This is a genomic window from Chryseobacterium metallicongregator (assembly GCF_031324065.1).
Lineage (GTDB): Bacteria > Bacteroidota > Bacteroidia > Flavobacteriales > Weeksellaceae > Chryseobacterium > Chryseobacterium metallicongregator.
In genome coordinates, this window is the sequence record NZ_JAVIXS010000009.1 from 48,899 (window position 1) to 75,480 (window position 26,582).

The following is a 26,582-nucleotide window of genomic DNA, read 5'->3' on the forward strand; positions in this document are numbered from 1 at the left end:
TCAGATCAGATTGTATTGTACATTTAATCTTAAAAAATAAGATCATGCAAACCATTCTTACAGACTTTTACACATTAACCTCATACGATAAGACAGAAGACGGAAAGTTTACCGCTCATATCAACCTTAATAAAGACCACGAGATTTTTAAAGGACATTTTCCTGGAAATCCGGTAACTCCCGGTGTTTGTATGATGCAAATTATTAAGGAACTGACTGAGGAATTTACAGGTTCAAAGTTATTTCTGAAAACAGCTTCCAATGTAAAGTTCATGGCGATTATCAATCCTTTTGAAACACCTGATCTGGTACTTCAACTGGATATTGCTGAAAATGAAGAAGATGTTAAAGTAAAAAACACGACTTCTTTTGGCGAGACTATTGCATTGAAATTGTCTGTAAGCTATAAAAAATTACCATCATGAAACTAATCTTATCATTCTTTGCAGCATTTGCTTTTTTCTTTCAGTCTGATCTTGAAGCATTGAGAAACAGCTATGCTAAAGCCAATGAATCTAATACTAATACACAAAACTTCATTGAAACAGCGGACAAACAATCCGGTTCTGATGCAGTCACTGTAGGATACAAGGCAGCAGCAAAGATTATGGAAGCAAAAATTGCTAAAAGTAACAGAAAATCACTGGTAAAAACAGGAGCTACAAGCCTTGAAGCTGTTATCAAAAACAATCCTAATAATGCGGAATTACGTCTGATCAGAATGAGCGTTCAGGAAAATATTCCGAAAATTGTAGGATATCGTGGAAGTTTGAAGGATGATAAAGCTTTCCTGTTGAACAATTACAGCAAACAGAATACAGCATTAAAAAGCTATATCAAAAGGTTTGCAATGCAATCTAAAACCATGACAGAGGCTGAAAGAGCCACTTTAAAATAAAAAAATGTTGCTTGCTGAAGTACAAGACGCTATTTCCGAAAAGAAGATATGTGTTTTAATACCTACCTACAATAATGAAAAAACCCTGAAGAGGGTTATTGACGGCGTTCTGGACTACACCGAAAGCATTATCGTGGTCAATGATGGTTCCACAGATTCTACGGTACAGATTCTTTCTCAATATCCTCAGATTACGGTTATTTCCCTTCCGGAGAACAAAGGAAAAGGAAATGGTCTTAAAACAGGCTTCAGAGCAGCTAAGAAGTCAGGCTATGATTACGCCATCACGATTGATTCGGATGGACAGCATTATCCGGATGATATTCCGGTATTTGTAGAAGCTCTTCTTCAGGAAAAAGAAGATGTTCTCCTGATCGGGAACAGAAATATGTCTCAGGATGGTATTCCTAAGAAAAGCAGCTTCGGAAACCGTTTTTCCAATTTCTGGTTCTGGTTTGAAACCGGTATCAGGCTGGAAGATACACAGTCCGGTTACAGGCTTTATCCTTTGCATAAAATTCCAAAAAAATACTTTACTCCAAAGTTTGAATTCGAAATCGAAATTATTGTAAGAACTGCATGGAGGCATGTTCCGGTAAAGAATGTTCCGATCAAGGTTTTATATGATCCTGCAGAGCGGGTTTCGCATTTCAGACCCTTCAAAGATTTCACCAGAATCAGTATTCTGAATACGATTTTGGTGACGATTACCCTGCTTTATATTATTCCGAGAAATTTCGTGAATAATTTCAAAAAAAAAAGCTTTAAAAGATTCATACAGGAAGATGTCTTAGAAAGTGACGGAAGTAACCGTACGAAAGCATTTTCTATAGCACTGGGAGTGTTTATAGGACTTTCACCTTTCTGGGGATTTCAGACTCTTTTGGTAATCAGTTTATCTGTACTTTTTAAACTTAATAAAGTACTTGCATTTGTAGCGTCCAATGTGAGTCTTCCTCCTTTTATTCCTTTTATTATAGCGGCTTCCCTGTTTCTGGGTGCCCCTTTTGTAAGTGGTGACAGTGATCTATTAAGTCAGGATTTAAATTTTGAATTGATTAAAAACAACCTGCTGCAATATGTTATTGGCAGTTTTATATTAAGTACTACCCTTTCTGCTCTTTCAGGAATAACTGCTTTTTTATTTTTGAATAAAGTAAGCCCGGAAAATAATTAAAAAAGCCCGGAACAATGTTCCAGGCTTATCAAAATTGAATATATATTTTCAACTATTTCAAAATAAATTGGGTAAGGTCTTTCAAAAACTGCTCATCTACCTTGCCTTTTGTTTCGTAATCTTTTGGAGATGGTTTTCCGGTACCGGAAATAAATAAGTGACTTAATGCAGGATAAAACTTAAATACGGCTGTCTTATCATTTTTCAATGTTTCTTTCCAAAGGTTAAAGTCTTTCTCAGTTACCTGATAATCTCTTCCCCCTTGTGCAAAAAACATGGGAGCTTTTACTTTTTTAACCTCATTAAGCTGATTGTAATCCTTTATATATTTCCAATAGGGTGCAGATTGTCCCAAAGGAAGCTCTGACGAGGGTGAACTTAGCTTAAATTTAGATGAATTTAAAAATGCTACTTGCTTTTTTACTTCCTGAACCGCCTCTGCAGGAACTTTAGTTGGATCTATAGCATGAAAATAATCATACTGTTCCACTAATAAATCCTGTAATGGTCTTGCATTTCCAGCCATAAAAACATATTTTGAAACCTGAGCCTTTTCTGCAATTTTTGGCATCATATACGCTCCCTGGCTATGCCCAAGAATGATAATCTGATATCCTTTGTAATCAGCATTATTTTTAAAATAAAGAGCTGCGTTTACAGCATCATTGATGGTTTCCTGTTCTACAGTAGATTTTTCATTAAATGTTTCAGGGTAGGAATAGGTTCTTTTATCATATCGGTAAGAAGCAATTCCGTTGGCTAAAAGATATTCTGCAATATCTTTAAACGGCTTATTTTCCCCAATGGTTTCGTCTCTGTCATGTGCTCCTGATCCATGAACGAAAATAACCAGTTTCTTTTTATTGTTGGAAGGAGGAAGCAATAAAGTTCCATTCAGTTCAATTCCATCACTTTTTATTTTAAGTGTGGTTTTCTCATCGGGTTTTTCAAATGTTTTATGCGGGACTAAAAAGAAACCCAGCATTTTATTATTTTCTCCGAAAGTAATTTGAATATCAAGTTTTGTTTTTTCAAATTCGGAATAGTAATAATAGGTGTTTCCTTCATTATTTACTTCAAGGATATTTTTCAATCCTCCAACCTGGCTCTGAAGCTGTTCCGGTATAGCTTTAAGCTGATCTACCGGAATTTGTCCTGCCACGGAAGAATCAAAATAAGAGTGTGCTTTTTCCGCATTTTTATCTACTAGCAAAGCTTTAATGAAAGTATTTCCGATCTCTTTTCTATCCTGAGAAAAGAATAAAATAGCAGATACGGAAAAGAATAGGGTTAAAAGTTTTTTCATAATCAATTATTTATAAACCACATCAGCGAATGATAATGGCGTCATCATTATGGTGACAAATATCGCAATAATTACCAGAGCTAACTGTGTGATATGGTAGGTTTTTTCTTTTTCATCGTCTTTGATTTCAAAAGTAAATTTTATTTTATCAGGTCTTCTGATGATCAGCCAAATAAACACAAGAACAGCGAGATTCATAAGTACAGGAAACACAAGAAAGATTTTGCTTCCATAATTGTCTTTCATACTTCCGTAACCGTGAATAGTGATGGTGTCTGGTATTGAACTGTAAACGGTACACAAATACACAGAATAACAGATGATAATGACAAAAGGAATGCAGAACAGCAGTTTTATATATTTAGGGATCATTTCAGTTTCTTTAAAGTTTTCTTCAGGTATTTTTCAACATTTTTTCTGTCCGGAACTGTTGTAATTTCTTTCGTCAATGCTTTTTCAAACTCCATTTTTGCCTTTGAATATTCTTTTTTGCTAAAATAATATTTTCCCGACTGATAATAGACCTGCCAAAAATCAGGGTTCATGGCTTGGTAGGATGGAATTATATCATCTGTCAACAGCATCTTTTTGTCATCAGCTGCCTCATTGATTTCTTTGCCCAACATTTTAGACTGTTCATAATGCTCAAACTCTTCAGAATCAGCAAACGGATCTCTCGCAATATTCAATCCTGTTTTTGCCTGTAAACTTTGCGACAACTGCTTCCCGGAAAAAATCTCATTCAGATCATAACATACAAATTCTCCCAGCTGATACGGATTAGAAGAAACCCAAACCAGCTTTTTCTGAGGCGAAAATATAACGGCATGGTGAGCCAATAGCTGATTAAGTGCTTTTTCATTTCCATAACCTATATTTTTATCTTTCAATCCGGATCTATTTCTTAAAATAGAAGCCATCTTTTCCGGAGTGATCTTTTTTTCTTCCTGCAAAAGCTCCTGAAGTTTTTCATAACGATATTCGGAATGGCTTTCTTCAATCTGTGTCTGATTTCTTTTGTCATCTTTGTAAGCTTCAGACTGGAAATGATTGGTACAAAGAACTCTGCTGGTATTCTGCACTCTGTACACTCCGAAATTCTTAGGTGAAACTTCAATAATGACTGCATTTTTATCTGCCGCACTTCCCACAAGAATGGACTCTGAAACGAAAACTTTTCTTTTTTGGGCAATGGCAATAGCTTCTTCTATATTTTTTGCATATTGCAGAATCTCTCTTGTAACAAGGGAAATCGGAGTCTTTGCCGTTAAAGGAATTTTTGATTTTCCAGCGTTAATGGTCACTGTAATTCCTTCTTTATTCATTCCGGAAACCACACCAATCATTCCCGGCCAGCTTACCGACATGTAGGGAATGCCTTCTTCGGGTTGCACAAATTCTACCAATTTATTTTTAGCAAAATCATCTCCCACATAAAAATCGAAATTTCTTCCAATCAACAAGTCTCCATCTTCAGTATTTTCATTCCATACAGCAAGAGATGTACAGCCCACCATAGCAAGATCCTGCATAGCGTGTCCTATATCATGCGCTCCATGCAGGTAAAGATTTCTTAAATATTTGGGTGCAATAAAATCATACTGATTGGATGAATATTGTGACAAGCCAAATAATTCTGCCTGATAATCTTCTCTTACGTTGAGGTACATTTTTCTGTTATACCATTTTAAAAAGCCTCTTAACAGCCTTTGTCTGAATTTTGAGGGCACAAACCCTTCCACTTTTGAAAAGAAAATACCTTCCTGTTTCTGCATTAAGCTTTGAGTCAATGCTCCGTTATTATATCCAAGCTGCAAAGGATTTCCTTTGATATAAAGTTCCCAGAGCTGCTGTCTATTTTTGGTAAGATAATTCTGATTGTAGCTGAATGTACTGTCATTGATCTGGTTTACTTTCGGAACTTCCAGAGCATATTGTTTTACCTCGGGAATATGTTTGATGGACTTTGAGATTCCGCAAGATGTGAGTAAAACACAAAAAGTGAAATAAAGAAAAATTCTTTTGTAAGATGAATAAATGGTTTTAGTTTTTTTCACTTTAGTTTTTATTAATCATTTGGGTCAGCCGCATATCTATCGCTTCTTTTCCGATAATTTCAGCACAGGTATTAAAAGCTCCGATAGTAACGCCTAAGATCCCATGCATATTCACGGATTGTCCGGTCAGAAAAAGATTGTCAATTTTGGTACGGGGAGAAACCATCGTTTTAAGGGGATTCTCCGAGCTTTTCATGTATCCATACATATTTCCTTCACAATTCCCGATATAGTCCCGATAAGACAAAGGAGAGGAAGTATAGAGTGTTTCAATGGCATGCCTTACATTTGGAATTTTCTTTTCCAGAGCGTCAAGCATTTTTTCTGTTTTTTCAAGCTTAAATCTTTCATAAGAATTTCCTCTTTCATGCTCATCAGCAACAGTATTGAAGGTATTTTCCCATTCTTTAACCTCATCAAAATCCATATAAGATATCACCGTCAGACTTTCTGCGAATTCAGGATGACGTTTCGACGGTGTGGAAGAAAGCATATACGTTTCCGGCCATGATTCTTTCCGGTATTGGAATGCGTTCCAAACCTGTTCTTCAGAGGAGTAATGATATCTGTTATAATTAAAATTCGGAAGACAGTGAGGTTTTAAAACAAGGTAAATACTAAAGCATGATGAAACCGGCTTCCAGCTTAAAACCCTGTTCAGAAAAGATTTCTTAAGTCTTTCTTCACCAATAAGCTTAATAGTGGAACGGATTTCTATATTTGAAATAAATTGTTTTGCCGTGTATTCTTTTCCTGTTTTTGTTTTGACAGAGGTCAGTATATTATTTTCATTAAAAACAAATTCTGACACTTCCGAATGCTTGTGTACTTCGGCTCCATATTCCCGAAGTTTTCTGATCAGAAGTTTAGAGATCTGACTTCCTCCTTTCACACATTTGTAAGCACTTTGGATATAAGAATTTACCGTCAAAGCATGTACATAAAAGGGAACATTCTCAGAATCTCCGGCATATAAAAAGTTAGAACCCAGTAAAACCGACTGAAGTCTTTTATTCTGGGTAACAGATTCGATGAATCTTTTGGTATTAAGGTGCAGGATTTCTTCGTTGTAGTTGTCTTTTCCTACCACATGATATCTGGGAAACTGGCTGCATACATACTGAATTTCTTCACAATAGTTTTCAAGATTTTCTTTTTCTTCGGGGAAGTATTTGGAAAGCTGTTCTACAAAATTCTGATAGCCTTGTGCATGTGGATATTCTATTTCATCATCTCCAAAGCTAATCCTGTCATAGCCGTCTTCATCCATTATTTGAAGTTCAAGATCATCCATGATTTCAAGATAGGAAAAGAACTGGTTCAGATTCTGCCCTTTGGATAAGCCTCCCAGATAATGCACTCCGGTATCAAAAATAAGTTTATCTCTTGAAAAGGTCTGCAGATTTCCTCCATATTGATTATTTTTCTCAAGAACGCACACTTTCATACCTTCTTTCGCCAAAATAAGAGCCGAAACAAGACCTCCCAATCCGCTGCCGATTACAAGTATGTCATATGCTTTCTTCAAAAGAGAATGTGCTTTTAATAATTAAGAAACAGGGAATTTAAGATATTTAAAGATTACTTTGGTACAGTAAACAAAGAAATTTTATTTGGAAAATACTATTTAATGATCTTAATTCTTAGTACATCTTAATGGTTTTTAGTTTTTCGTTTGTTTTTACGGGATAAAAATAGAAAAATTAATCAACATCATCCCAAAAATCAAAATAATTAAACCATTGAAGGGGATATTTTTTCACCATGGTTTCCAGATTCTGAACATATGACTGTAAAAGCCCCTGTGAATCACGGTTTTTGATATTCTGAGCCACTCTTGCATACAAGTGGTAATGAAGATTATTTTCCTTCATCACATACACATAGACTACGGGAACTCCCAATCTTGAGGCAATCAAAAACGGGCCAGCCGGAAACTTTGCGCTCTTTCCCAATAAGTCTGCTTCCAGATATTTGGATCCTTCAAAATAACGGTCTCCGGTAAAGCAGATAAGCTCATTATTGGACAAAGCCTGATTGATCTCAAAGATATGAGACATGTCTTCTTTTACATAGATGAACTTGATATTACTCTCTTTTACAGCAACACTTTCAAGATATTCCTTGATGACGGTAACTTCCTGATCTGTAGTCACCAGATTGATCTGACAGTCGAAATCAATATCGGCAAAAAAATGCTCTGCAATTTCAAAATTACCGATATGAGCGCTGATCAGTACACCTCCTTTTTTAGCGGCTAAAAGATTTCTGAGGTTTTCAATACCGTCAAACTCATAGGTGTATTTTTCTCTAAGTCCGGCAGAAATAGCTGTTTTATCGATCAGAACTTTTCCGAAGGTAAAATAACTTTTAAATATGGAGGTTTTGGATTTCCAGTATCCATAGTTCAGTCTTTTCTGAAAATAATAAAGAATGTATTGGTTGCTTTTCTTCTGAAACAGTGAATAATATGCTGCTACAAAATACAGCACACCATATGAACTTCTGATCCCGATATTTCTAATACACCAGACGAATATTCTGTATCCGAGTACTGTTCCTTTAGATTTACCTTTCCACTTGTTCATATCTAGAATTTAATATAACAGAGAGCCAATGTAATAATACCTTTTTGAAGTGTCCGTTACCGGATCACTGTGATATTGTTACATTGGCACATTTTATAGAATAAAGATTTACTCAATAACTAAGCGTTTTTTTCAGCAATCTTATTTTCAATCGTTGTATAGAAATCATCAAATGTTACCATTTTTTTGAAATCTGCTTCTCCTAATTTCACCCCGAAATTGGATTCGATCACGACTACCATGTCGATATAATCTAAGCTGTCTAAGCCCAGTGTATTTTTAAGGTTGGCATCGTTACTGATTTCGTCTCCGTCTACCTCGAATTCGTTGACAAGAAAATCATTAACAATAGCAACAATTTTTTCCCTTTCCATGTTTTTAATCAAATTTTTTAACTATTAATGCAGAATTGGTTCCCCCAAACCCAAAAGAATTCGACAAAAATACATCAATTTTTTGATTTTTTGTTTTTGCCACTAAATTTATCTTTTGTGCTTCATTATCAGGGTTTTCCAGATTAATATTCGGAGCAACAAAATTATTCTGCATCATCAGAATGGAGTAGATAACTTCACTTGCACCTGCCATCCAGCACTCATGTCCCGTCATAGATTTGGTAGAACTTACCGGAACTTCACTCCCGAAGATCTCATAAATGGCTTTTGCCTCATTGGCATCCCCAATTGGAGTAGACGTTGCATGAGCATTGATATAATCGATGTCTGAAGCTTTTAATCCTGATTGTTTTAACGCTCTGTCCATTGCTAAAGCCGGCCCGTCCACATTGGGTGTTGAAATATGACCTCCGTTTGAAGAGAAACCATACCCGATAATTTCGGCAATAATCGGAGCTCCTCTTCTTTGGGCAGATTCTAAGCTTTCAACAATCAGGCTGGCTGCTCCGCCACTGGGAATCAGTCCGTCTCTTTCTGCATCGAAAGGTCTGGATGCTTTTGTAGGCTCATCTTCTCTGGCTGAGAATACTCCCAATCCATCAAAACTCGCCATGGAATATTTGTTGGTTTCCTGAGCACCACCACAGATAATCATATCCTGAAATCCGTTTTTGATCATCATATAAGCCAGTCCCAAAGAATGGGAACCGCTTGCACATGCTGCACTGATGGTAAGATTAATTCCTTTCAGTTTAAAAATGGTTGAAAGGTTCATCGTCACTGTTGAGTTCATTGATTTAAAGATCGCTCCCGATCCCATCAATGTAGTATCTTTCTTTTCCCTTGCAATATCGATAGATTCTACGACTGCCTGGGAAACACTGTCATTTCCGTATAAGATCCCCACTTCATGAGCATCTAAGAATTCTTCGTCCAGATTCGCCTGTTTTAAAGCATCCATAGTAGCAAGATAAGCATATTCGCTTTCTTCTCCCATGCTGACACGCTGGCGTCTGTTTAAAAGATTTTTCAGATCAGGTTTCGGAACTACTCCTGTAAGGCCGGACCTGAAACCAAATTCTTTTCTGTCCTGATCTAAAACAATACCGGATTTTCCTTGATATAGGGATTCCCTGACCTCTTCTAAAGACGTCCCGATGCAGGAATAAATTCCCATTCCGGTAATTACAACCCTATTTTCCATGTTATGAATAAATTCCTCCGTTAATATTAATCACTTCTCCTGTAATGTAGGAAGATTTTCTAGATGCTAAAAATGCTACAAGATCCGCCACTTCTTCTGCTTCTCCGAATCTGTTGGCAGGAATCATTGCTTTCAGTTCTTCTTCATTGAATTCCTGAGTCATATCTGTTTTGATGAAACCAGGGGCTACTGCATTTACGGTAACATTTCTTTTGGCAACTTCCTGAGCAAGGGCTTTTGTAGCTCCTACTAAAGCTCCTTTTGCTGCAGAATAATTCGTTTGACCAGCTGTTCCTTTTACTCCCGATACAGAAACCATATTGATGATTCTTCCGTATTTGTTACGAAGCAGCTTTTGAATAAAGAAATTGGTCACATTGAAGAATCCGTCCAGACTTGTATTGATTACACTGTTCCAGTCTTCCTTTTGCATCCACATAAAAAGACCGTCTCTTGTGATTCCGGCATTATTGACGATCACTTCTACCACGGCATCAGGGTTTTTCTCCTGCCACTCCGTTAAAACAGCTTGTGTTTCTTCGGTGTTTCCTACATCAAATTTAAGGATTTCTCCGGTAGCACCCAATTCTTCCACTTTAGCCAATGTTTCTTTGGCTGCCGTTTCATTTGAAGCGTAGTTGATAAGGATGTGATAGTTTTTCTCTTCAGCCAGTTTTATACAGATTGCTCTCCCGATTCCTCTGGAGCCTCCTGTTACAATTGCACATTTCATGCGTTAGTGTTTATATCGTTTTTAGTTTTTTTAAGTTGATGTTGGAAGCCTTTTTTTAAAAGACAATTGATGGCAACCAATAGTTACATTCCTTTCAGATATTTCTTTACTTCCTCCAGATACGGATACATGACCATATCGTCTGAGAAAGCAGGAATAATTTTTCTGATTTCGTCATACAGTTCTTTTGTAGAGGATGAAACCTTATCCTGGAATCCAAGATATTCAACCGCCTGAATGATGGTAATAGCTTCAATAGCCAATACCTCAAAGGCATTTTCAATGACTTTTCTGCAGATTACAGCAGCATTTGTTCCCATACTAACGATATCCTGATTATCATTATTGTTTGGAATACTGTGAACATACATAGAGTTTGACAGCATCTGGCTTTCTGCAGTAGTAGAAGTTGCTGTAAACTGTACCCCCTGCATCCCGAAATTGAAACCTAATTTACCTAAATTGACAAAAGGAGGTAAAATTTCGTTGATTTTAGCATTCAGAAGATAGTTTAGCTGTCTTTCTGCAAGCATGGTAAGTTTGGTAACTACAATTTTAAGTTTGTCCATTTCCAGAGATATATAATCTCCGTGGAAGTTTCCTCCGTGATACACATGCTGGTCTTCAACGTTGATAATTGGGTTATCATTCGCAGAATTGATCTCATTTTCAAGAACTTTTTCTGTGTATTCCAACGTATCCAGTACCGGACCTAAAATCTGAGGAACACATCTTAAAGAATAATATTCCTGAACTTTTTCCTTGAATACTTTTTCCTGTTCTTCAAAATGGGTATAAAGATGTTCTTCTCTTTTTCTGATCAGTTTACTGTCTGCCAGGTGAGCACGCATTCTTTCTGCCACTTTCTGCTGACCGTAATGTTTCTTAGTTCCATTCAATGCTGCTGATAAATGATCATCATAAGCCTGTACAATTTCATTGATGGCACAAGAAAGTCTAAGGGAAATATCTGTAAGCTGATTCGCTTTATAAGCATTCACAATACCGATTCCTGACATTACGGAAGTTCCGTTCATCAAAGCAAGACCTTCACGGATCTCAACTTTTATCGGTTCTAATCCTTCAGTTTCAAAAACCTCTTTGGTAGATTTTCTTTCTCCCTTATAAAATACTTCTCCTTCTCCAATTAATACCAAAGCCAGGTGAGCCAGCTGAACAAGGTCACCACTTGCTCCTACTCCTCCATGTTCAAAGATCAGTGGAGTAATATCTCTGTTGATCAGCTCCTGAAGAAGATAAATAACGGACTGGTGCACTCCTGAATTCCCTAATGATAAGGTATTCAACCTTGCCAGCATACAGGCTTTTACTTCTTCGGCAGGTAAAGGATTTCCAATTCCTGAAGAATGGCTTCTGATCAGGTTATACTGAAGCTGGTGGGTATCTTCATCACTGATTTTAAACTGAGCCATAGGCCCAAAACCAGTGTTGACACCATATATTACTTTATTTTTTGAAAATTCTTTTAAAAACTGAAAACTTTTATCCACTCTCGATAAAAGTGATTCATCCAGTTCTATTTTTTCATTCTCAATGATAATTTTTTGAAAGTCTTTCAGTTCTAAAAAGTTATTTATTTTCATCAATTAAAAGTAATAGTTGATAATTTTGTAAAATATTAATTATTTGTCACTAATTTTGCGGCAAAGATAAAAGTTATTATTAAAATAAAAAATCAAAGATGAGCAAAGAATTTGTTGACGTTCTTGTAATCGGAGCCGGACCCTCCGGATGCGTGTCTTCTTCGTACCTGAAGAACAATAATGTCAGCGTAAAAGTAGTCGAAAAGACAAAATTCCCCAGACTCGTAGTGGGTGAAAGCTTAATTCCAAGGGTAATGGACCACTTTGAGGAGGCCGGACTTTTCCCTGCATTAGATAAAATAGGCTTTGAAAAAAAGCTTGGAGCTCGTTTTCTTCGTGGTGACGAAGTCTGCATTTTTGATTTCAGCAACAAATTCGGGGAAGGCTGGGACTGGACCTGGCAGGTTCCGAGAGCTGATTTTGATAATACTCTTGCTCAGGAAGTAATGAATAAGGGGATTGATCTTGAATTTGAAACTGAGGTTATAGACATCAAATTTGACGGAACAGATTCCATAACTACGGTAAGAAACAAGGATGGAGCAACAAAAGAGATTCATGCTAAGTTTGTGATCGATTCCAGTGGCTACGGAAGAGTACTGCCTCGTCTTCTTGATTTGGAGAAACCTTCAAAATTATCACCTCACTCTGCTATTTTCTCTCATGTAAATGATATCAACAGAGAACCCGGAGAAGAAGGAACTTTGATTTCTTTTGACATTATTGAAACAGAAGTATGGCTTTGGGTAATTCCTTTTTCCAACGGAAACACAAGTTTAGGAATCGTAGGTCCTACTGAATATATCGACAAATTATCTGAAAACGGAGATACAACAGAAGCTTTGAGAAAAGCCATTTCTCTTTCTGATTATTATGTAAAACGTTTTGGCGATGTAGAATTTCTTTTTGAACCAAGACATCTTAAAGATTATTCCTGTTCAGTAAAAAGTTTATTCGGAGACGGATTTGCTTTAACAGGTAATGCTTCTGAATTCCTTGATCCTGTTTTCTCTTCGGGAATGGCTTTTGCCACAGAATCCGGAATGCTGGCCGCAAAACTGGCGTTAAGACAGTTGAAAGGAGAAAAAATTGACTGGCAGAAAGAGTACACAGATTATATTTTATACGGAGTAGATGTTTTCACAACGTATGTAAAAGAATGGTATACCGGAAATCTTCAGGAATTATTCTTCCATCAACCGGAAAATCCGGATGTAAAGAAAAAGATCTGTGCTGTTTTAGCAGGCTATGTCTGGAATAAAGACAATCCTTTTGTAAGAAAGCACGATACAGTAATTAAAAACCTTGCCAACCTGATCAAGCTGGAAAAACAGGAACAGCAAAATCAAGCATAAAAAAACGGTCTGAAAATTCAGACCGTTTTTTGTTTTATTTTAAAGCATTCTTAATAGCTTTCCCTAATTCTTTTCCTGTTTTTTCATAGGCTGCAGATATTCTTCCGTATTCCATACGATAGCTACCTTTACTTCCTATCCCTTCAATCTTATCACCCTGAACTTTAGTTAACACTTTAGATGGATTTTCAGTTTCAACAAATATCATTTCTGAGGATAACTTAGCAGGCTGTGTTACAAATCCTGTCCATCCGGCATAGATCCACTTTGTAACTAGTATTAAGGTGTACTTTGCCGAAGCCCCTTTACTGAATTTTATTTTTTTCGATTTCCCATTTACTCCTTCAAGAAACTTATCAAAAAAAACAGATTCTTTATGCTTTTTCCACTCTTCATCCCATTCTTTCCATGATTCATCGCCTTTCTTAGCCAGCGTCTCTGTCTTTCTTCTTTCAAGATATTGGGCTTCAGTATAATTATCTGCCTGGAAAAGAGGACTTTCAAATTTAAACTGAACATTTACCTCAGTCTGATCTCTCAGAAAGTCAAAATTTCCAGATTCAATATTAATTTGATTTTGGGCAAAAGTTGCTGTGGTAATAGCTACAAAAAGCAGCAGAAATAATTTTTTCATAGTGTATTAGTTTTACTATTTAAGATTCCAAAGATATTATAAAAAGGAAATCTTTACCCACTCTTTATTTTAATTTTATCTTAAGTCAATAAAAGTGATTGGTTTTCTGCTGTTTGGATTAAAAACGGTTTTAGAAAGAACATCAAAATCTATAATTTCAATTTTCGGACTCACTCTTAATTTAGCACGGAAGTGGTCTCTTACTTCATTGACAAACCCTTCATGATATGCTTCTGTACTTAGTTTAATGATAATTTCGTCAAGTCCGATTTCGTTAGCCTGAATAACAATCTGATAGCATAAGATATTGTTGAAATCATTCAAAATATCATTCATAGCAGGTGGATACAATGTCGTTCCTTTGTATTTGATCATCTGCTGCTTTCTTCCTACTACAGGTCCTAATCTCATTGTATTTCTTCCGCATTGGCATGGCTCATCATGCGCTTTTACAAGATCTCCGGTTTTAAATCTCAATAAAGGAATAGCTTCAACACCCAATGTTGTAATGGTAAGTTCACCACTTTCTCCTTCTTTTACAGGATTTCCTTCATCATCCAGGATTTCTGTAATAATTAATTCCGGATGGTGATGGCCTCCAAGCTGATATTCACATTCTGTAAAAGCGGTACTCATTTCGGTAGAAGCATACGTTGAAAAGAGTTTAATATCCCATTTCTCCTTGATCTTCTGTGAAAGAATATTATCTGTAAAATCCTGATTTTTGATGCTTTCGCCAATACATACAGCCCCATACACATTGGAGTTTTTATAATCTAGCCCATGTTTTTCAGCGTAATCAATCATTTTCAGTAGAAAAGAAGGTACGGTAATCAAATATTTTGGCTTGTATCTGAAAATAGAATCCCACTGCAGTTCCGGAATTCCAGGCCCCATTCTCACCACACTCGCTCCCATTTTTCTTAAACCAAGAAAATAAGCAAGACCCGCCATAAACCGTTTATCTATGGTCGTGATCATCTGAACAACATCTCCTTTCTGAATTCCTGCACAGGCAAATGATATCGCCTCATTATAAGCAAGCCTTTCCAGGTCATTATCAGATAGTCCAAAAGTTACCGGATCTCCCAATGTTCCGGAAGTGGTGCTGTAATCCACAATTTTATCTGGTGTTATGCAGAAAAAATCATGATTATACTGCTGGAGATCATTCTTTGTAGTGGTAGGAATCTTCTGAAGATCTTCCAACGTACGAATGTCAGCAATATTGATATTATTTTCTTTGAACAGTTTCTGGTAAAAAGGGGAATGAGTTTCAAGATAAGTCAAAAGCTCATGAAGTTTTTCTTCCTGAAATATTTTGATTTCCTGAATCCCTGCTTTCTCGATTAACGGATGAAATTCCAATGATTTTAATTTTTAAAAGGCAAATTTATTTAAAATTACAAGATTGTAGGAGGTATTCATGTAAAATGTATTCATGATTGCAGCTACAGTTTTATCTTTGAAACGTAAAAGTTTGGGTATTGGTATTTCCGGAAGTATTGATGGTTGTTACTTTTAAAGTATGAGAACCTGATCCTTTAGGACATTTTTCATCAAAAGTGTAGACAAAATTATCTTTTACACGGGCAAACCTCAACCATTTGCCATCCAGTTCGGCACGGAATGAAATAATATCTCCCACTTTCGTTGCTCCTTTTAAGAGTAAAGAACTGCTATTAACCAATGCACCTTCTGCCCAGCCTGATGAAACGGATGGAAGATTATTGTCAATCAACAATTTCGCTGTACCCAATCTGTTGAATTTCCCTTCTGCCCAATCACCATTCCATTTTACCTTGACAACGGTTTTATCGCTGCCATAATCAAGGAGGATAACAGCTTTGTCTTTTTCTGTATTGGGTAATTTTCTATTCGGTTTTATTTTTAAAGTATATTCATCCTGAACTGGAATGTAAGGACTTTGTAAAACAATACTGTTTGAAACCGCATTCGGATCTGTATCCGGTTTTTCATAAGCATTGAAATTTACCGCATCATACATAGCATTTTTACCGAAGGCAATCTCCGTATTTTCTGTGGTAATGGTTTTCCCTTGATTAGCCATTATCGTTTTTGCCGTAGAAGGTATTTTGTCTGATGTTTTGTTTAACTGAAATTTGGTTGTCAGACGGCTTGTGTTTCCTTTGACGTCTTTCAGAACAATTTCAATGGTATGAATATTCTCATCCTGAAGCTTAATAATCCCATTTTCATTCGAAAGGCTGTAGCTCTGCAATTTCATTCCTGGCAAATTAGATAAGTGCTGAATTCCCACTTTATCTCTGATGAATTTGGTATAATCTATACAGCCGTTGAGGTAACGAGTATCATCATAGTGGATCTTATCAATTTTAAAACTGTAAATCAGCTTACCATCCATCAATAGGTCAGCATTATAAATTCCTAGATTAAAACCCTGATTAGCTTTATCAACTGCTTTAATGGCAAAACTTATTTCAGGAGAATTCACCTGAACGAGGTTAGCCGTATAAATACTTCCTGCTTTTTTTACAGCAATACTGTTGGCTCCTGGTTCATAAGTACTGAACCGTCGGTCATACCAATATAATCCACTGATGATGGGCGCAATATTATCAGGAATGGCAAAGCCAAAAAGTAACGGATTTAAACATTCTTCTGTTTGGGCATCTCTTATTTCAAAATGCAAATGTGGGCCTGCAGATCCTCCGGTATTTCCACTCAAGGCAATCTGTTGTCCCTTTTCCACAGGAAACTGTCCGGGTTGAAAGGTAATATCCTGTTCCCACTTCTCATCTTTATACTGCCTTTCTTTTACATATTCATCAAGTGTATTAAAATATTTGTTCAGGTGCGCATATACTGTGGTATAGCCGTTAGGATGAGTGATGTACACTGCATTTCCAAATCCATATCGCTCTACTTTTATTCTGCTCACATAGCCAGCTGCAGCTGCAAGAACAGGAAGATTTTCCTGGCTATTGGTTCTTAAATCCAGCCCCATATGAAAGTGATTAGTCCTGATAGCCCCGAAATTGGCAGCCAACTGCATGGGAATATTGAGTGGGTTTCTGAAATAATTTTGGGGATAATTATTTTGAGCCTGAGTGATGATACTGCTGATTAAACAAATCATAAATATCAGTTGGGGAAAGATTTTCATACAGCATTTGGGTTTTTAGGTCTACTTAAATGTACAAAATTCCGGCCAATAAGCGCTTATTAAGATATTCATTTTTAGAATCACCTTTGTTTTCTTAACCACAGATTTCCTTTGCTGAGTGAAACGCCTTTGCGAACAATTTTAACTCATTTATAAGACCTTTGTGAACTTTGCGCAATCATTAGGTTTTGGCTAAAGCAATAGGATTGGTTTTATTATTTAAGTGAGCTAAAGCCCACTGCTATTGAATAAATTGCATTAAATTTTATATAAAAAACACCCAGAAAAATTCACTTATTGACCATTCACCATTCACTTTTCACAATTTTCTTTATTATATTTCTGAAATTGAACTTTTTAATAGAAGATATCAAAATAAAACATATATTATAAACCGACAAATTTTAGTAAATTTGCAGACTTAATTAATCAACGATATTGAGATATTTACAATGAGCCAATTTAAAGAATACAAAAACCTCAACCTTATTGACGTAGCAGACAATGTAGCGGAATTTTGGAAACAAAATAAAACTTTCAATAAGAGTGTTGAGATTCGTCAGGGAAATCCTGAGTTTGTTTTTTATGAAGGTCCGCCTTCAGCAAACGGTATGCCTGGAATTCACCACGTAATGGCAAGAGCATTGAAAGATATTTTCTGCCGTTACCAGACTCAAAACGGAAAGCAGGTTTTCCGTAAAGCAGGCTGGGATACGCATGGTCTTCCTGTGGAACTGGGTGTAGAAAAAGAGTTAGGAATCACGAAAGAAGATATTGGCAAAAAAATCTCTATTGAAGACTATAACAAAGCTTGCCGCGAAGCAGTAATGCGTTATACCGACGTATGGAATAACCTTACGGAGAAAATCGGATATTGGGTAGACCTTGATGATCCGTACATCACATACAAGTCTAAATATATGGAAACCGTTTGGTGGTTGTTGAAGCAGTTGTATAGCAAAGATTTGTTGTACAAAGGCTACACGATCCAGCCTTACTCTCCAAAAGCAGGAACAGGACTTTCTTCTCACGAGCTGAATCAGCCTGGAACCTATCGTGATGTTTCGGACACAACGGTTGTGGCTCAGTTTAAAGTAAAGAAAGACTCTTCAGCATTGTTTAATGATGTTGACGGAGATGTACATATCCTTGCATGGACGACGACTCCATGGACGCTTCCATCCAACACTGCTCTTACCGTAGGGAGAGATATTGAATATGTTGTAGTTAAAACCTTCAATCCATATACATTTGAACCTGTAACAGTAGTGTTATCAAGTGTTCTTTTACCTAAGGTTTTCGGTAAAAAATATGCAGAAGGTTCAGATGAAGATTTTGCCAACTATACTCCGGAAACGAAAATAATTCCTTTCAGAATACTAAAAGAATTTACAGGAGAAAAACTTGTTGATACAAGATATGAGCAATTAGTTCCTTGGTTTACACCAAATGATAATCCTGAGAATGCATTCAGAGTAATCTTAGGAGATTTCGTAACGACTGAGGATGGTACAGGTATCGTTCACACTGCGCCTACTTTTGGTGCTGATGATGCGAGAGTAGCTAAAATGGCTCAGCCAGAAATCCCACCAATGTTGGTAAAAGATGAAAATGACAATCTTGTACCATTGGTAGATTTACAAGGGAAATTCATCAAAGGAGAAAATGTTCCTGAGGTATTTTCCGGAACTTATATCAAAAACGAATACTACGATGAAGGAACTGCTCCTGAGAAATCATGGGATGTAGAACTTGCGATCCTGTTGAAAACAGAGAACAAGGCCTTCAAAGTAGAAAAATATGTCCACTCGTATCCACACTGCTGGAGAACAGACAAACCGGTATTGTATTATCCTTTGGATTCCTGGTTTGTGAAAATGACAGCTGTAAAAGACAGACTGGTTAATTTAAACAAAGAAATCAACTGGAAGCCAAAAGCTACCGGAGAAGGACGTTTTGCGAACTGGCTGGAAAATGTAAACGACTGGAACCTTTCCCGTTCTAGATATTGGGGAATTCCGTTACCGATCTGGAGAACAGATGATCTGAAAGAAGAAAAAATCATCGGTTCTGTAGAAGAATTATATAATGAGATCGAAAAATCAATTGCAGCAGGACTGATGACTGAAAACCCTTTCAAAGGTTTCATCATCGGGAATATGTCTGAGTCTAACTATGAACTTGTAGATCTTCACAAAAATGTAGTAGACAAAGTGGTATTGGTTTCTGATTCAGGAAAAGCAATGAGACGTGAAAGCGACCTGATTGACGTTTGGTTCGATTCAGGTTCTATGCCTTATGCACAGTTGCATTATCCTTTTGAAAACAAAGAGTTAATCGACAATAATAAAGCATTCCCAGCTGATTTCATCGCAGAAGGTGTTGACCAGACACGTGGATGGTTCTATACGCTTCACGCTATCGGAACTGCGGTATTTGATTCTGTTGCTTATAAAAATGTAATGAGTAATGGTCTTGTTCTGGACAAGAACGGACAGAAGATGTCAAAACGTTTAGGAAATGCAGTAGATCCGTTCGAAACACTTGCTGTGTACGGTCCGGATGCAACCCGTTGGTATATGATCTCCAATGCAAACCCATGGGAAAACCTGAAGTTTGATATTGAAGGAATTGACGAAGTAAGAAGAAAGTTCTTCGGAACACTTTACAATACCTATTCATTCTTTGCTTTATATGCAAATGTAGATGGCTTCAACTATTCAGAAAAAGAAGTGGAAAACCGTCCGGAAATCGACAGATGGATCCTTTCGGAACTTAATCTTCTCATCAAGGAAGTAAAAGCTTTCTATGAAGACTATGAGCCAACAAGAGTAGCAAGAGCAATCAGCAACTTTGTAAATGATAACTTAAGTAACTGGTATGTAAGACTGTGCAGAAGACGTTTCTGGAAAGGAGATTATTCTGATGATAAAATTTCTGCTTACCAGACTTTATACACTTGTCTTGAAACAGTGGCGAAACTTTCTGCTCCAATTGCACCATTCTTTATGGATCAGTTGTATCAGGATCTTAATAAAGTAACAGGTAAAGAAAACTGTGAATCTGTGCACCTTACAGACTTCCCGGTAGCTGATGAAAGCTTAATCGATCAGGATCTGGTTGAAAAAACACATTTGGCACAGAACATTACAAGTATGGTTTTCTCTTTGAGAAAGAAAGAAAATGTAAAAGTTCGTCAGCCATTACAAAAAGTATTGGTTCCTGTATTGGATTCTAAAGCAGAAGAGCAGATTCTTGCTGTAGCAGACCTGATCAAACAGGAAGTAAACGTGAAAGAATTACAGTTAATTAATGCTGAAGAAGCATCTCACTTAATTGTAAAACAGATAAAACCTAACTTCAAAGCTCTTGGTCCTAAATTAGGAAAAGACATGAAAGTGGTAGGTGGCGAGATTGCAAATCTTACTACAGAACAGATTGCCGGTCTTGAAAAAGAAGGAAGAATAGACGTTCAAGGATACGAGATTACTCTTGATGATGTGGAAATCTCTACAAAGGATATCCCTGGATGGACTGTTACTTCTGATGGAAAAACAACTGTGGCATTAGATTTGACGTTAACCGATGAGCTAAAATCTGAAGGTATCGCAAGAGAATTCATCAACAGAATTCAAAACCTGCGAAAAGATAAAGACTTTGATCTGACAGACAGAATTTCAATCACATTAGAAGAAAGTTCTCCTTTCTTGAATGAGATTAAGAAAAATGAGGAATATATTTCTTCCGAAGTCTTGTCAAATAAAATAGAAATTGTATCTTCACTTTCAAATTTTAACGAAATCGAAATAGATGAGGTTAATTTTAAGATAAATGTTGAAAAAAATTAACATGTAGTTATTATATTTCAAATTCCATTTCATAATTTTATTAAAAAAGAGAAAGAATATGTCAGACGAAAGAGTTAGATACAGCGATGCTGATTTACAGGAATTTAAAGCGATCATTAAAGAAAAAATAGAAAAAGCAGAAAAGGATCTTCAGCTTATCAGAGAAAGTTTTATCAATGACCAGAATAATGGTACTGATGATACGTCTCCTACTTTCAAAGCTTTTGAAGAAGGAGCAGAAACGTTAAGCAAAGAACAGAATTCTATTTTGGCAGGAAGACAGGAAAAATTCGTGCGTGACCTTAAAAATGCTTTGATCAGAATCGAAAATAAAACGTATGGTGTTTGCAGAGTAACAGGAAAGCTGATTCCTAAGGAAAGACTTTTAGCTGTTCCTCACGCTACGCTGAGCATCGAAGCGAAAAACATGCAAAAATAACCGAAAGGTTTGAAAAATAATATTGGGTTTATATCGTATTCACGGATACTTTATAAACCTAATTTTTAATGTATACCCATGAGCGAATTATTAATTTTGGGATTGATTGTCTCACTAGTGCTGCTGTTTTTCAACAGAGAATGGATCAAAAGCAGATTCTTTCCTGAACCGCAGAAAAACTATACCATTGATGATCAATTCAATTCTGATAAACGTGAAAGGGAGAAAGAGATCGACAGACTTTTGAGTAAGATGGGCAAAAATGGAGTCAATGATCTGTCTGAGAAAGACAGGAAAAGACTTGATGAACTGTCCAAAATGTAAAAATTAAATATAAGAAATGGAATCTATCATAGTACATCCTAAGAATTCTATGGAGCTGAGCGCACTGAAAAGCGTACTGAAAGAAATGGGCATTAAATTTGAAAAAGCTCATGTTAAGAGCTCTTTCAATGGACAGAAAGTGGTCAAGAAAGCAAGCGATAACAAAAATGTAAAGCCGGCATCAAAGCCTTCAAAACCTAAAGGACAGTAATGAAAAAGATCTTAGCGATAACATTTTTGGTTTTGTTCATTGACCAGGCTTCAAAAATTTATATCAAAACTCATTTTGAACTGAATGAGAGTATTCCTGTCATCAATGGTTTCTTTAACAAGACTTTTGTTGAAAACCCGGGAATGGCCTATGGATTCCACTTCGGAGGAATTATCGGGAAATATTTTCTGGTCATCCTACGAGTTTTCCTGATCGGAGGGATGATCTATATGTTCAAAAAATGGTTGAAAGAAGGAGCATCTAATTATCTTTTAGTTCCTATGGCAATCATTTTTGCAGGTGCTATCGGCAATCTTATTGATGGAATGTTCTATGGAATGATCTTTGACAGCGGAACTGTTTATGACGCAAGCACTGACCGATGGATTGGCTATGGCGGAATTTCTAAGCTTGTTCCTTTCGGGCATGGATATTCCACATTTATGAAAGGATGCGTAGTAGACATGCTTCATTTCCCTGTAGTAGACTGGTACGTTCCTGAAAGCTGGCCTTTAATAGGTGGAAAACATATTGAGTTCTTCAAATATATTTTCAATGTTGCCGATTCCGCAATCACGGTAGGAGCTGCATTCTTATTAATATTTAGAAAAAAAGCTTTCCCGAACGGTCTGGAGTTTTAAAAGATATATTTTCGGATGAAAAAAATAATCAAAAATATTTTTAAATTTTTCCTGCTTCTTTTCGTTGCAGGAATTATTTTTATTGCCTGGGCGAATTACAGCATTAAAAGTGACAGCGCACCATTTGTTTCCTACAATATTGCTGATGTACCGGAAGCAAAAGCTGCACTCTTATTGGGAACCGGAAAGCTTTTGAGCAACGGAACCCCAAATGCTTATTTCTACAACAGAATTAAGGCCGCAAGTAATTTATACAAAAGCGGGAAAATACAATACATCATCGTTAGTGGTGATAACAGTACCAAGGATTATAACGAACCTGAAGATATGCAGCTGGCACTGATGCAGGAAGGAATTCCACAGGATAAAATTATTTTAGACCATGCCGGATTCAGGACACTGGATTCTGTGGTAAGAGCAAAAGATATTTTCAGCCAGACAAAACTGGTTATTATCTCTCAGAAATTCCATAATGAAAGAGCGGTTTTCCTGGCCAGAAAAAATGGCATGGAAGCCTTTGGGTATAATGCAGCGGATGTGAATAAGTATGCAGGTTTAAAGACCAATTTGAGAGAATATTTTGCGAAAGCTAAAGCCTATTGGGATCTTCTTTTTGGTGTGGAACCTAAATTTGGAGGAGAAAAAATTGTAATTCCTTAATATTTTTCCCACGGATTGCACAGATTTTCACAGATGATGCGTAAAGATATGTAAATTATTAAAGGTTGATATGTTTTGACTAAAGCCAATGGATGGATGTTGAATTTTAAGCTGGCTGGGCTAAAGCCCACCCCTATTGAATTTTAATAACAACATCTTTTATCTTTTATCTTTTATCTTTTATCTTTTATCTTTTATCTTTTATCTTTTATCTTTTATCTTTCGTTATTCCCGACAAACCTCGTAAATTTGCTATTCATTAATTTTTAAATATAAATTTTAAACAAATGTCAAGAATTCTTACCGGCATACAAGCCACCGGAACGCCCCATCTTGGAAATTTATTGGGAGCTATTATTCCTGCTATCGAACTATCCAAGCAGGAAGGAAATGAATCATTTTTATTTATTGCGAATCTTCACACGCTTACACAGATTAAGGATGCGAAGACTTTAAGACAAAACACCTACGAGATTGCTGCGGCTTGGCTTGCTTGTGGATTAGATACTGAAAAAACATATTTCTACAGACAAAGTGATATCGCTGAAACCTGTGAACTTTCTTGGCATTTATCATGTTTTTTCCCTTATCAAAGATTAACATTGGCCCATTCATTTAAGGATAAAGCAGACAGACTTCAGGATGTAAACGCCGGTTTGTTTACTTACCCTATTTTAATGGCTGCAGATATTTTACTGTATGATGCGGAAATCGTTCCTGTAGGAAAAGATCAGCTTCAGCATCTGGAATTTGCAAGAGATGTCGCTTCAAGGTTCAATAACCAAATGGGTGAAATTCTTGTTCTTCCACAATCTGAACTTCAGGAAGACACAAAATATGTTCCTGGAACGGACGGTCAGAAAATGTCTAAATCAAGAGGAAATATCATCAATATTTTCTTACCTGAAAAGGAATTGAAAAAACAGGTGATGAGTATTGAATCGGATTCGAAATCTTTAGAAGAGCCTAAGGATCCTGAAACAGATAAAACATTCCAGATTTATCAGCTTATTGCTACGTCAGAACAGACTGAAGAATTAAGAGCAAAATACCTTGCAGGAAACTTCGGATACGGACATGCTAAGAAAGAATTATTGGATCTTATCCTGGTACGTTTTGAGAAAGAAAGAGAAACGTTCGCTTATTACATGAACAATCTTGATGAATTGGAAGCAAAACTTCAGCAAGGAGCTGAAAAAACAAGACCTATCGCGCTGGAAACGCTGAAAAGAGTAAGAACAAGCTTAGGATTTTAATGCTGAGTTTTACACATAAGAAAGCCTTTCGTTTGAAAGGCTTTTTCTTTTGATATAAATACTACTAATGAGCATTATTCTTTGTCAGGATAAAGTAATGCATCTGATCTCCATATTCATAGTTAATCTCCCAGCCCGGATATTGTTTGATAATAGTCTTAATGATAGACAATCCCAGTCCGGTAGACGTATGATCTGAACCTTGTTTATAAAAGCGGTTAAAGATCCTCGATTGATCTAAAGCCACAGGATTTCCACTGTTTTGAAATGCAATCCTGTTATTTTCAATAATAATGTTCAGCGTTCCTTCTTCGTTGTTATATTTTACTGCATTTTTAAGAAGATTAGACAAAAGAATATCTGCAAGATCCTGATTGAAATCAGCAACAAATTTTCCTTTCTCAATAATACTAACCTCTACTTTTTTGAATGCAATAAAATCTTCATAATTCTGAACAAGCTGGGTGATCATTCCATTAAAATCAACATCTGAAGTTTTATTAAACTGGCTGTTTTCAATCTTGGAAAGCATTAATAAAGATTTGTTTAAACCTACCATTCTTCTCAGGTCATTCTTCACTTCAGTAAGAAAAGTCAGATTCTTTTTATCAAGATCATCATTCTGGATCATCAGATCAATTTTATTAATCACGATAGCCAAAGGAGTTTGAAGTTCATGCGAGGCGTTTTCAATAAACTGTTTCTGCTGATAGAAAACCAGTTCATTACGTTCAATCATTTCATTGATTTCCACATTTAATTCTTCAAACTCGGTGATCTTATAGTTCTGTTTTTCCTGAGAAAAAGGAATTCCAAACTGATATTTTTTAAGTTTATCCAAAATCAGATAGAACGGCCTCATAGCTTTATTAAGCAGATATCCGTTAACAGCTACGATACTTATCACCAAAAGGATATAAAGCACAATTAAGGCCGTTGTAAGGTCGTATATCAGCTCATCTTCTTCTACCGTAGATGTTCTGATGACAAGCCGCTGATGACCTATGAACTGATCAATAAAGTCGGCCTCCAAAACCCTGTAGGGCTGGTCTTTGTCATCGTACTCCATATAGTACATCTTGTTGTACAGCCTGCTTTTATTTTGATAGTCTGCAGCTTTGATCGGGTTGATTTTAAATTCATTGAATCCAAATTCATTATTCTTCAAAAGCTGAGGATTAAGATAGACCGCTTTAATAATCTGTATTTTTCTATCTCTCAATCCATCATCTACATTATCATGTACTTCATCCAGGATATAGGCATAAAAAAGACCTGCCCACACTGCTATAATCAGCAGCAGAATCATGATCAGATATTTTATCGTGTAATATTTTAATGAAGTCTTCATCAGATGAATTTATATCCTATTCCGTATACAGCCTGAAAATCAGCTTCTGCATTGAGGGTTTTCAGTTTTTTACGAAGGTTTTTAATCTGGGAATAAATAAAATCCAGACTGTCTGCCTGATCGATATAATCTCCCCAGATTGCTTCGGCAAGTGTTGTTTTCTGTAAGGTTTTTTCCGGATGAATTACAAAATAATACAGAAGATCATATTCTTTTCGGTTAAGAACAAGCTCTTCATCGCCTACTTTCACCGTTCTGTTCTCCGGATCAATGATTATATTTTTGTATCGGATGATATTTTCACCATCCTGATTTTTTCTTCTGATGACAGATTTGATTCTCGCCATCAGTTCTGCAAGGTGGAAAGGTTTTGCAAGATAATCATCTGCTCCTATTTCCAGTCCGGCCACCTTATCGTCCACAGAGTCTTTGGCAGAAAGAATGATCACAGGATCTTTCTTATGCATTTTTTTGATCTCTTTCAGAAGGTCTATTCCGTTTCCGTCAGGCAGCATAATATCAAGCAAAATACAGTCGTATTCGTAAGAAATAATTTTCTCCAGCCCGCCACTGTAATTTTCCGCATATTCTACAATGAAATGCTCTGCTTCCAGAAACTTCTGTACGGTATCTTTCAGTTCGGGTTCATCTTCTACTATTAAAATCTTCATATTTCTGGATCTGTATATTCTGCTACTTCATTAATGTATATCAAATATATGAAATTAAAAGCTGGAAGAATTGAAGTGGGAA

General features: G+C 36.4%; 25 protein-coding genes. 11 read left to right on the forward strand and 14 right to left on the reverse strand.

Features of this window, described 5'->3' with window-relative positions:
• The first annotated feature begins 44 nt into the window (after positions 1 to 44).
• The 3 genes from REB14_RS12565 to REB14_RS12575 are packed head-to-tail and all read left to right on the forward strand — an operon-like array spanning position 45 to position 2,075.
• Positions 45 to 425 (forward strand): ApeI family dehydratase, encoded by a 381-nt coding sequence (locus REB14_RS12565; RefSeq protein WP_079243437.1) that lies wholly within the window; start codon positions 45 to 47, stop codon positions 423 to 425.
• The gene (locus REB14_RS12570; RefSeq protein ID WP_309522346.1) at positions 422 to 898 is read left to right on the forward strand and encodes a hypothetical protein; all 477 of its coding nucleotides are present in this window, start codon (positions 422 to 424) and stop codon (positions 896 to 898) included. The genes REB14_RS12565 and REB14_RS12570 overlap by 4 nt, the downstream gene beginning before the upstream one ends.
• Before the next feature lie 4 nt (positions 899 to 902).
• Positions 903 to 2,075, forward strand: coding sequence for a DUF2062 domain-containing protein (locus REB14_RS12575; RefSeq protein WP_309522347.1), 1,173 nt, complete (start codon positions 903 to 905; stop codon positions 2,073 to 2,075).
• Between the two features lie 52 nt (positions 2,076 to 2,127).
• Here the strand turns inward: REB14_RS12575 and REB14_RS12580 are convergent, their stop codons facing one another.
• The 9 genes from REB14_RS12580 to flxA form a co-directional block, all read right to left on the reverse strand.
• Positions 2,128 to 3,381: an alpha/beta hydrolase gene (locus REB14_RS12580; protein WP_309522348.1), complete on the reverse strand. Its 1,254-nt coding sequence runs from the start codon at positions 3,379 to 3,381 to the stop codon at positions 2,128 to 2,130.
• A gap of 6 nt (positions 3,382 to 3,387) precedes the next feature.
• Positions 3,388 to 3,753 carry a hypothetical protein gene (locus REB14_RS12585; protein WP_079243441.1) on the reverse strand — a complete coding sequence of 122 codons (366 nt, stop codon included), beginning with the start codon at positions 3,751 to 3,753 and terminating at the stop codon, positions 3,388 to 3,390.
• A complete protein-coding gene (locus REB14_RS12590; protein ID WP_309522349.1) occupies positions 3,750 to 5,438 on the reverse strand; it encodes a C45 family peptidase in 1,689 nt (562 codons plus the stop codon). Before REB14_RS12590 ends, REB14_RS12585 begins: the two co-directional genes overlap by 4 nt.
• Position 5,439: 1 nt before the next feature.
• Positions 5,440 to 6,966, reverse strand: coding sequence for a phytoene desaturase family protein (locus REB14_RS12595; protein WP_309522350.1), 1,527 nt, complete (start codon positions 6,964 to 6,966; stop codon positions 5,440 to 5,442).
• Positions 6,967 to 7,141: 175 nt separating this feature from the next.
• Positions 7,142 to 8,026 (reverse strand): LpxL/LpxP family acyltransferase, encoded by an 885-nt coding sequence (locus tag REB14_RS12600; RefSeq protein WP_309522351.1) that lies wholly within the window; start codon positions 8,024 to 8,026, stop codon positions 7,142 to 7,144.
• Between the two features lie 119 nt (positions 8,027 to 8,145).
• Positions 8,146 to 8,400 (reverse strand): acyl carrier protein, encoded by a 255-nt coding sequence (locus REB14_RS12605; RefSeq protein WP_047377388.1) that lies wholly within the window; start codon positions 8,398 to 8,400, stop codon positions 8,146 to 8,148.
• 4 nt (positions 8,401 to 8,404) lie between these two features.
• Entirely contained in the window at positions 8,405 to 9,625 is a 1,221-nt protein-coding gene (locus REB14_RS12610) for a beta-ketoacyl-[acyl-carrier-protein] synthase family protein (RefSeq protein ID WP_309522352.1), read from the reverse strand.
• Between the two features lies 1 nt (position 9,626).
• Positions 9,627 to 10,358, reverse strand: a complete 732-nt coding sequence (flxB, locus tag REB14_RS12615; protein ID WP_079243445.1) for a flexirubin biosynthesis SDR family reductase FlxB — start codon at positions 10,356 to 10,358, stop codon at positions 9,627 to 9,629.
• 83 nt (positions 10,359 to 10,441) lie between these two features.
• Positions 10,442 to 11,962, reverse strand: coding sequence for a flexirubin biosynthesis tyrosine ammonia-lyase FlxA (gene flxA, locus REB14_RS12620; protein ID WP_079243446.1), 1,521 nt, complete (start codon positions 11,960 to 11,962; stop codon positions 10,442 to 10,444).
• A 98-nt stretch (positions 11,963 to 12,060) separates the two neighbouring features.
• Between flxA and REB14_RS12625 the strand changes: the two genes are divergently transcribed.
• The gene (locus REB14_RS12625) at positions 12,061 to 13,317 is read left to right on the forward strand and encodes an NAD(P)/FAD-dependent oxidoreductase (RefSeq protein ID WP_309522353.1); all 1,257 of its coding nucleotides are present in this window, start codon (positions 12,061 to 12,063) and stop codon (positions 13,315 to 13,317) included.
• Between the two features lie 34 nt (positions 13,318 to 13,351).
• On the opposite strand, the gene REB14_RS12630 is transcribed toward REB14_RS12625, so the two are convergent.
• The 3 genes from REB14_RS12630 to REB14_RS12640 all read right to left on the reverse strand — a co-directional run bounded on the left by REB14_RS12630 (position 13,352) and on the right by REB14_RS12640 (position 17,072).
• Positions 13,352 to 13,951: a hypothetical protein gene (locus REB14_RS12630; RefSeq protein ID WP_079243448.1), complete on the reverse strand. Its 600-nt coding sequence runs from the start codon at positions 13,949 to 13,951 to the stop codon at positions 13,352 to 13,354.
• 75 nt (positions 13,952 to 14,026) lie between these two features.
• Positions 14,027 to 15,319 (reverse strand): flexirubin biosynthesis putative acyl-CoA ligase FlxY, encoded by a 1,293-nt coding sequence (gene flxY, locus REB14_RS12635; RefSeq protein ID WP_079243449.1) that lies wholly within the window; start codon positions 15,317 to 15,319, stop codon positions 14,027 to 14,029.
• 91 nt (positions 15,320 to 15,410) lie between these two features.
• Complete coding sequence (locus REB14_RS12640; protein ID WP_309522354.1) at positions 15,411 to 17,072, reverse strand: M23 family metallopeptidase; 1,662 nt, start codon at positions 17,070 to 17,072, stop codon at positions 15,411 to 15,413.
• A gap of 479 nt (positions 17,073 to 17,551) precedes the next feature.
• On the opposite strand from REB14_RS12640, the gene ileS reads away from it, so the two are divergent.
• The 7 genes from ileS (at position 17,552) to trpS (ending at position 24,478) form a co-directional block, all read left to right on the forward strand.
• Positions 17,552 to 20,947 carry an isoleucine--tRNA ligase gene (gene ileS / locus REB14_RS12645; protein ID WP_309522355.1) on the forward strand — a complete coding sequence of 1,132 codons (3,396 nt, stop codon included), beginning with the start codon at positions 17,552 to 17,554 and terminating at the stop codon, positions 20,945 to 20,947.
• 58 nt (positions 20,948 to 21,005) lie between these two features.
• The gene (locus REB14_RS12650) at positions 21,006 to 21,386 is read left to right on the forward strand and encodes a TraR/DksA family transcriptional regulator (protein ID WP_002983772.1); all 381 of its coding nucleotides are present in this window, start codon (positions 21,006 to 21,008) and stop codon (positions 21,384 to 21,386) included.
• Positions 21,387 to 21,464: 78 nt separating this feature from the next.
• Positions 21,465 to 21,710: a DUF6576 domain-containing protein gene (locus REB14_RS12655; protein WP_079243452.1), complete on the forward strand. Its 246-nt coding sequence runs from the start codon at positions 21,465 to 21,467 to the stop codon at positions 21,708 to 21,710.
• Between the two features lie 16 nt (positions 21,711 to 21,726).
• The gene (locus REB14_RS12660; protein WP_062675973.1) at positions 21,727 to 21,921 is read left to right on the forward strand and encodes a DUF2683 family protein; all 195 of its coding nucleotides are present in this window, start codon (positions 21,727 to 21,729) and stop codon (positions 21,919 to 21,921) included.
• Positions 21,921 to 22,562 carry a lipoprotein signal peptidase gene (locus REB14_RS12665; protein ID WP_079243453.1) on the forward strand — a complete coding sequence of 214 codons (642 nt, stop codon included), beginning with the start codon at positions 21,921 to 21,923 and terminating at the stop codon, positions 22,560 to 22,562. Before REB14_RS12660 ends, REB14_RS12665 begins: the two co-directional genes overlap by 1 nt.
• Positions 22,563 to 22,577: 15 nt before the next feature.
• Entirely contained in the window at positions 22,578 to 23,222 is a 645-nt protein-coding gene (locus tag REB14_RS12670) for a SanA/YdcF family protein (protein ID WP_079243455.1), read from the forward strand.
• Positions 23,223 to 23,509: 287 nt separating this feature from the next.
• Positions 23,510 to 24,478 carry a tryptophan--tRNA ligase gene (trpS, locus tag REB14_RS12675; protein ID WP_309522356.1) on the forward strand — a complete coding sequence of 323 codons (969 nt, stop codon included), beginning with the start codon at positions 23,510 to 23,512 and terminating at the stop codon, positions 24,476 to 24,478.
• Positions 24,479 to 24,542: 64 nt separating this feature from the next.
• Here trpS and REB14_RS12680 read toward each other — a convergent pair whose 3' ends face one another.
• Positions 24,543 to 25,829: a sensor histidine kinase gene (locus REB14_RS12680; RefSeq protein WP_309522357.1), complete on the reverse strand. Its 1,287-nt coding sequence runs from the start codon at positions 25,827 to 25,829 to the stop codon at positions 24,543 to 24,545.
• Positions 25,829 to 26,500 (reverse strand): response regulator transcription factor, encoded by a 672-nt coding sequence (locus tag REB14_RS12685; protein WP_079243458.1) that lies wholly within the window; start codon positions 26,498 to 26,500, stop codon positions 25,829 to 25,831. Before REB14_RS12685 ends, REB14_RS12680 begins: the two co-directional genes overlap by 1 nt.
• Positions 26,501 to 26,582 lie beyond the last annotated feature (82 nt).

Excerpts from the sequence above, each read along its gene's own strand:
- REB14_RS12565 (WP_079243437.1), top strand. The coding sequence starts at position 45 with ATGCAAACCATTCTTACAGACTTTTACACATTAACCTCATACGATAAG.
- REB14_RS12570 (WP_309522346.1), top strand. The coding sequence starts at position 422 with ATGAAACTAATCTTATCATTCTTTGCAGCATTTGCTTTTTTCTTTCAG.
- REB14_RS12575 (WP_309522347.1), top strand. The coding sequence starts at position 903 with ATGTTGCTTGCTGAAGTACAAGACGCTATTTCCGAAAAGAAGATATGT.
- REB14_RS12580 (WP_309522348.1), bottom strand. The coding sequence starts at position 3,381 with ATGAAAAAACTTTTAACCCTATTCTTTTCCGTATCTGCTATTTTATTC.
- REB14_RS12585 (WP_079243441.1), bottom strand. The coding sequence starts at position 3,753 with ATGATCCCTAAATATATAAAACTGCTGTTCTGCATTCCTTTTGTCATT.
- REB14_RS12600 (WP_309522351.1), bottom strand. The coding sequence starts at position 8,026 with ATGAACAAGTGGAAAGGTAAATCTAAAGGAACAGTACTCGGATACAGA.
- REB14_RS12605 (WP_047377388.1), bottom strand. The coding sequence starts at position 8,400 with ATGGAAAGGGAAAAAATTGTTGCTATTGTTAATGATTTTCTTGTCAAC.
- REB14_RS12610 (WP_309522352.1), bottom strand. The coding sequence starts at position 9,625 with ATGGAAAATAGGGTTGTAATTACCGGAATGGGAATTTATTCCTGCATC.
- flxB (WP_079243445.1), bottom strand. The coding sequence starts at position 10,358 with ATGAAATGTGCAATTGTAACAGGAGGCTCCAGAGGAATCGGGAGAGCA.
- flxA (WP_079243446.1), bottom strand. The coding sequence starts at position 11,962 with ATGAAAATAAATAACTTTTTAGAACTGAAAGACTTTCAAAAAATTATC.
- REB14_RS12625 (WP_309522353.1), top strand. The coding sequence starts at position 12,061 with ATGAGCAAAGAATTTGTTGACGTTCTTGTAATCGGAGCCGGACCCTCC.
- REB14_RS12630 (WP_079243448.1), bottom strand. The coding sequence starts at position 13,951 with ATGAAAAAATTATTTCTGCTGCTTTTTGTAGCTATTACCACAGCAACT.
- REB14_RS12640 (WP_309522354.1), bottom strand. The coding sequence starts at position 17,072 with ATGATTTGTTTAATCAGCAGTATCATCACTCAGGCTCAAAATAATTAT.
- ileS (WP_309522355.1), top strand. The coding sequence starts at position 17,552 with ATGAGCCAATTTAAAGAATACAAAAACCTCAACCTTATTGACGTAGCA.
- REB14_RS12650 (WP_002983772.1), top strand. The coding sequence starts at position 21,006 with ATGTCAGACGAAAGAGTTAGATACAGCGATGCTGATTTACAGGAATTT.
- REB14_RS12655 (WP_079243452.1), top strand. The coding sequence starts at position 21,465 with ATGAGCGAATTATTAATTTTGGGATTGATTGTCTCACTAGTGCTGCTG.
- REB14_RS12660 (WP_062675973.1), top strand. The coding sequence starts at position 21,727 with ATGGAATCTATCATAGTACATCCTAAGAATTCTATGGAGCTGAGCGCA.
- REB14_RS12665 (WP_079243453.1), top strand. The coding sequence starts at position 21,921 with ATGAAAAAGATCTTAGCGATAACATTTTTGGTTTTGTTCATTGACCAG.
- REB14_RS12670 (WP_079243455.1), top strand. The coding sequence starts at position 22,578 with ATGAAAAAAATAATCAAAAATATTTTTAAATTTTTCCTGCTTCTTTTC.
- trpS (WP_309522356.1), top strand. The coding sequence starts at position 23,510 with ATGTCAAGAATTCTTACCGGCATACAAGCCACCGGAACGCCCCATCTT.
- REB14_RS12680 (WP_309522357.1), bottom strand. The coding sequence starts at position 25,829 with ATGAAGACTTCATTAAAATATTACACGATAAAATATCTGATCATGATT.
- REB14_RS12685 (WP_079243458.1), bottom strand. The coding sequence starts at position 26,500 with ATGAAGATTTTAATAGTAGAAGATGAACCCGAACTGAAAGATACCGTA.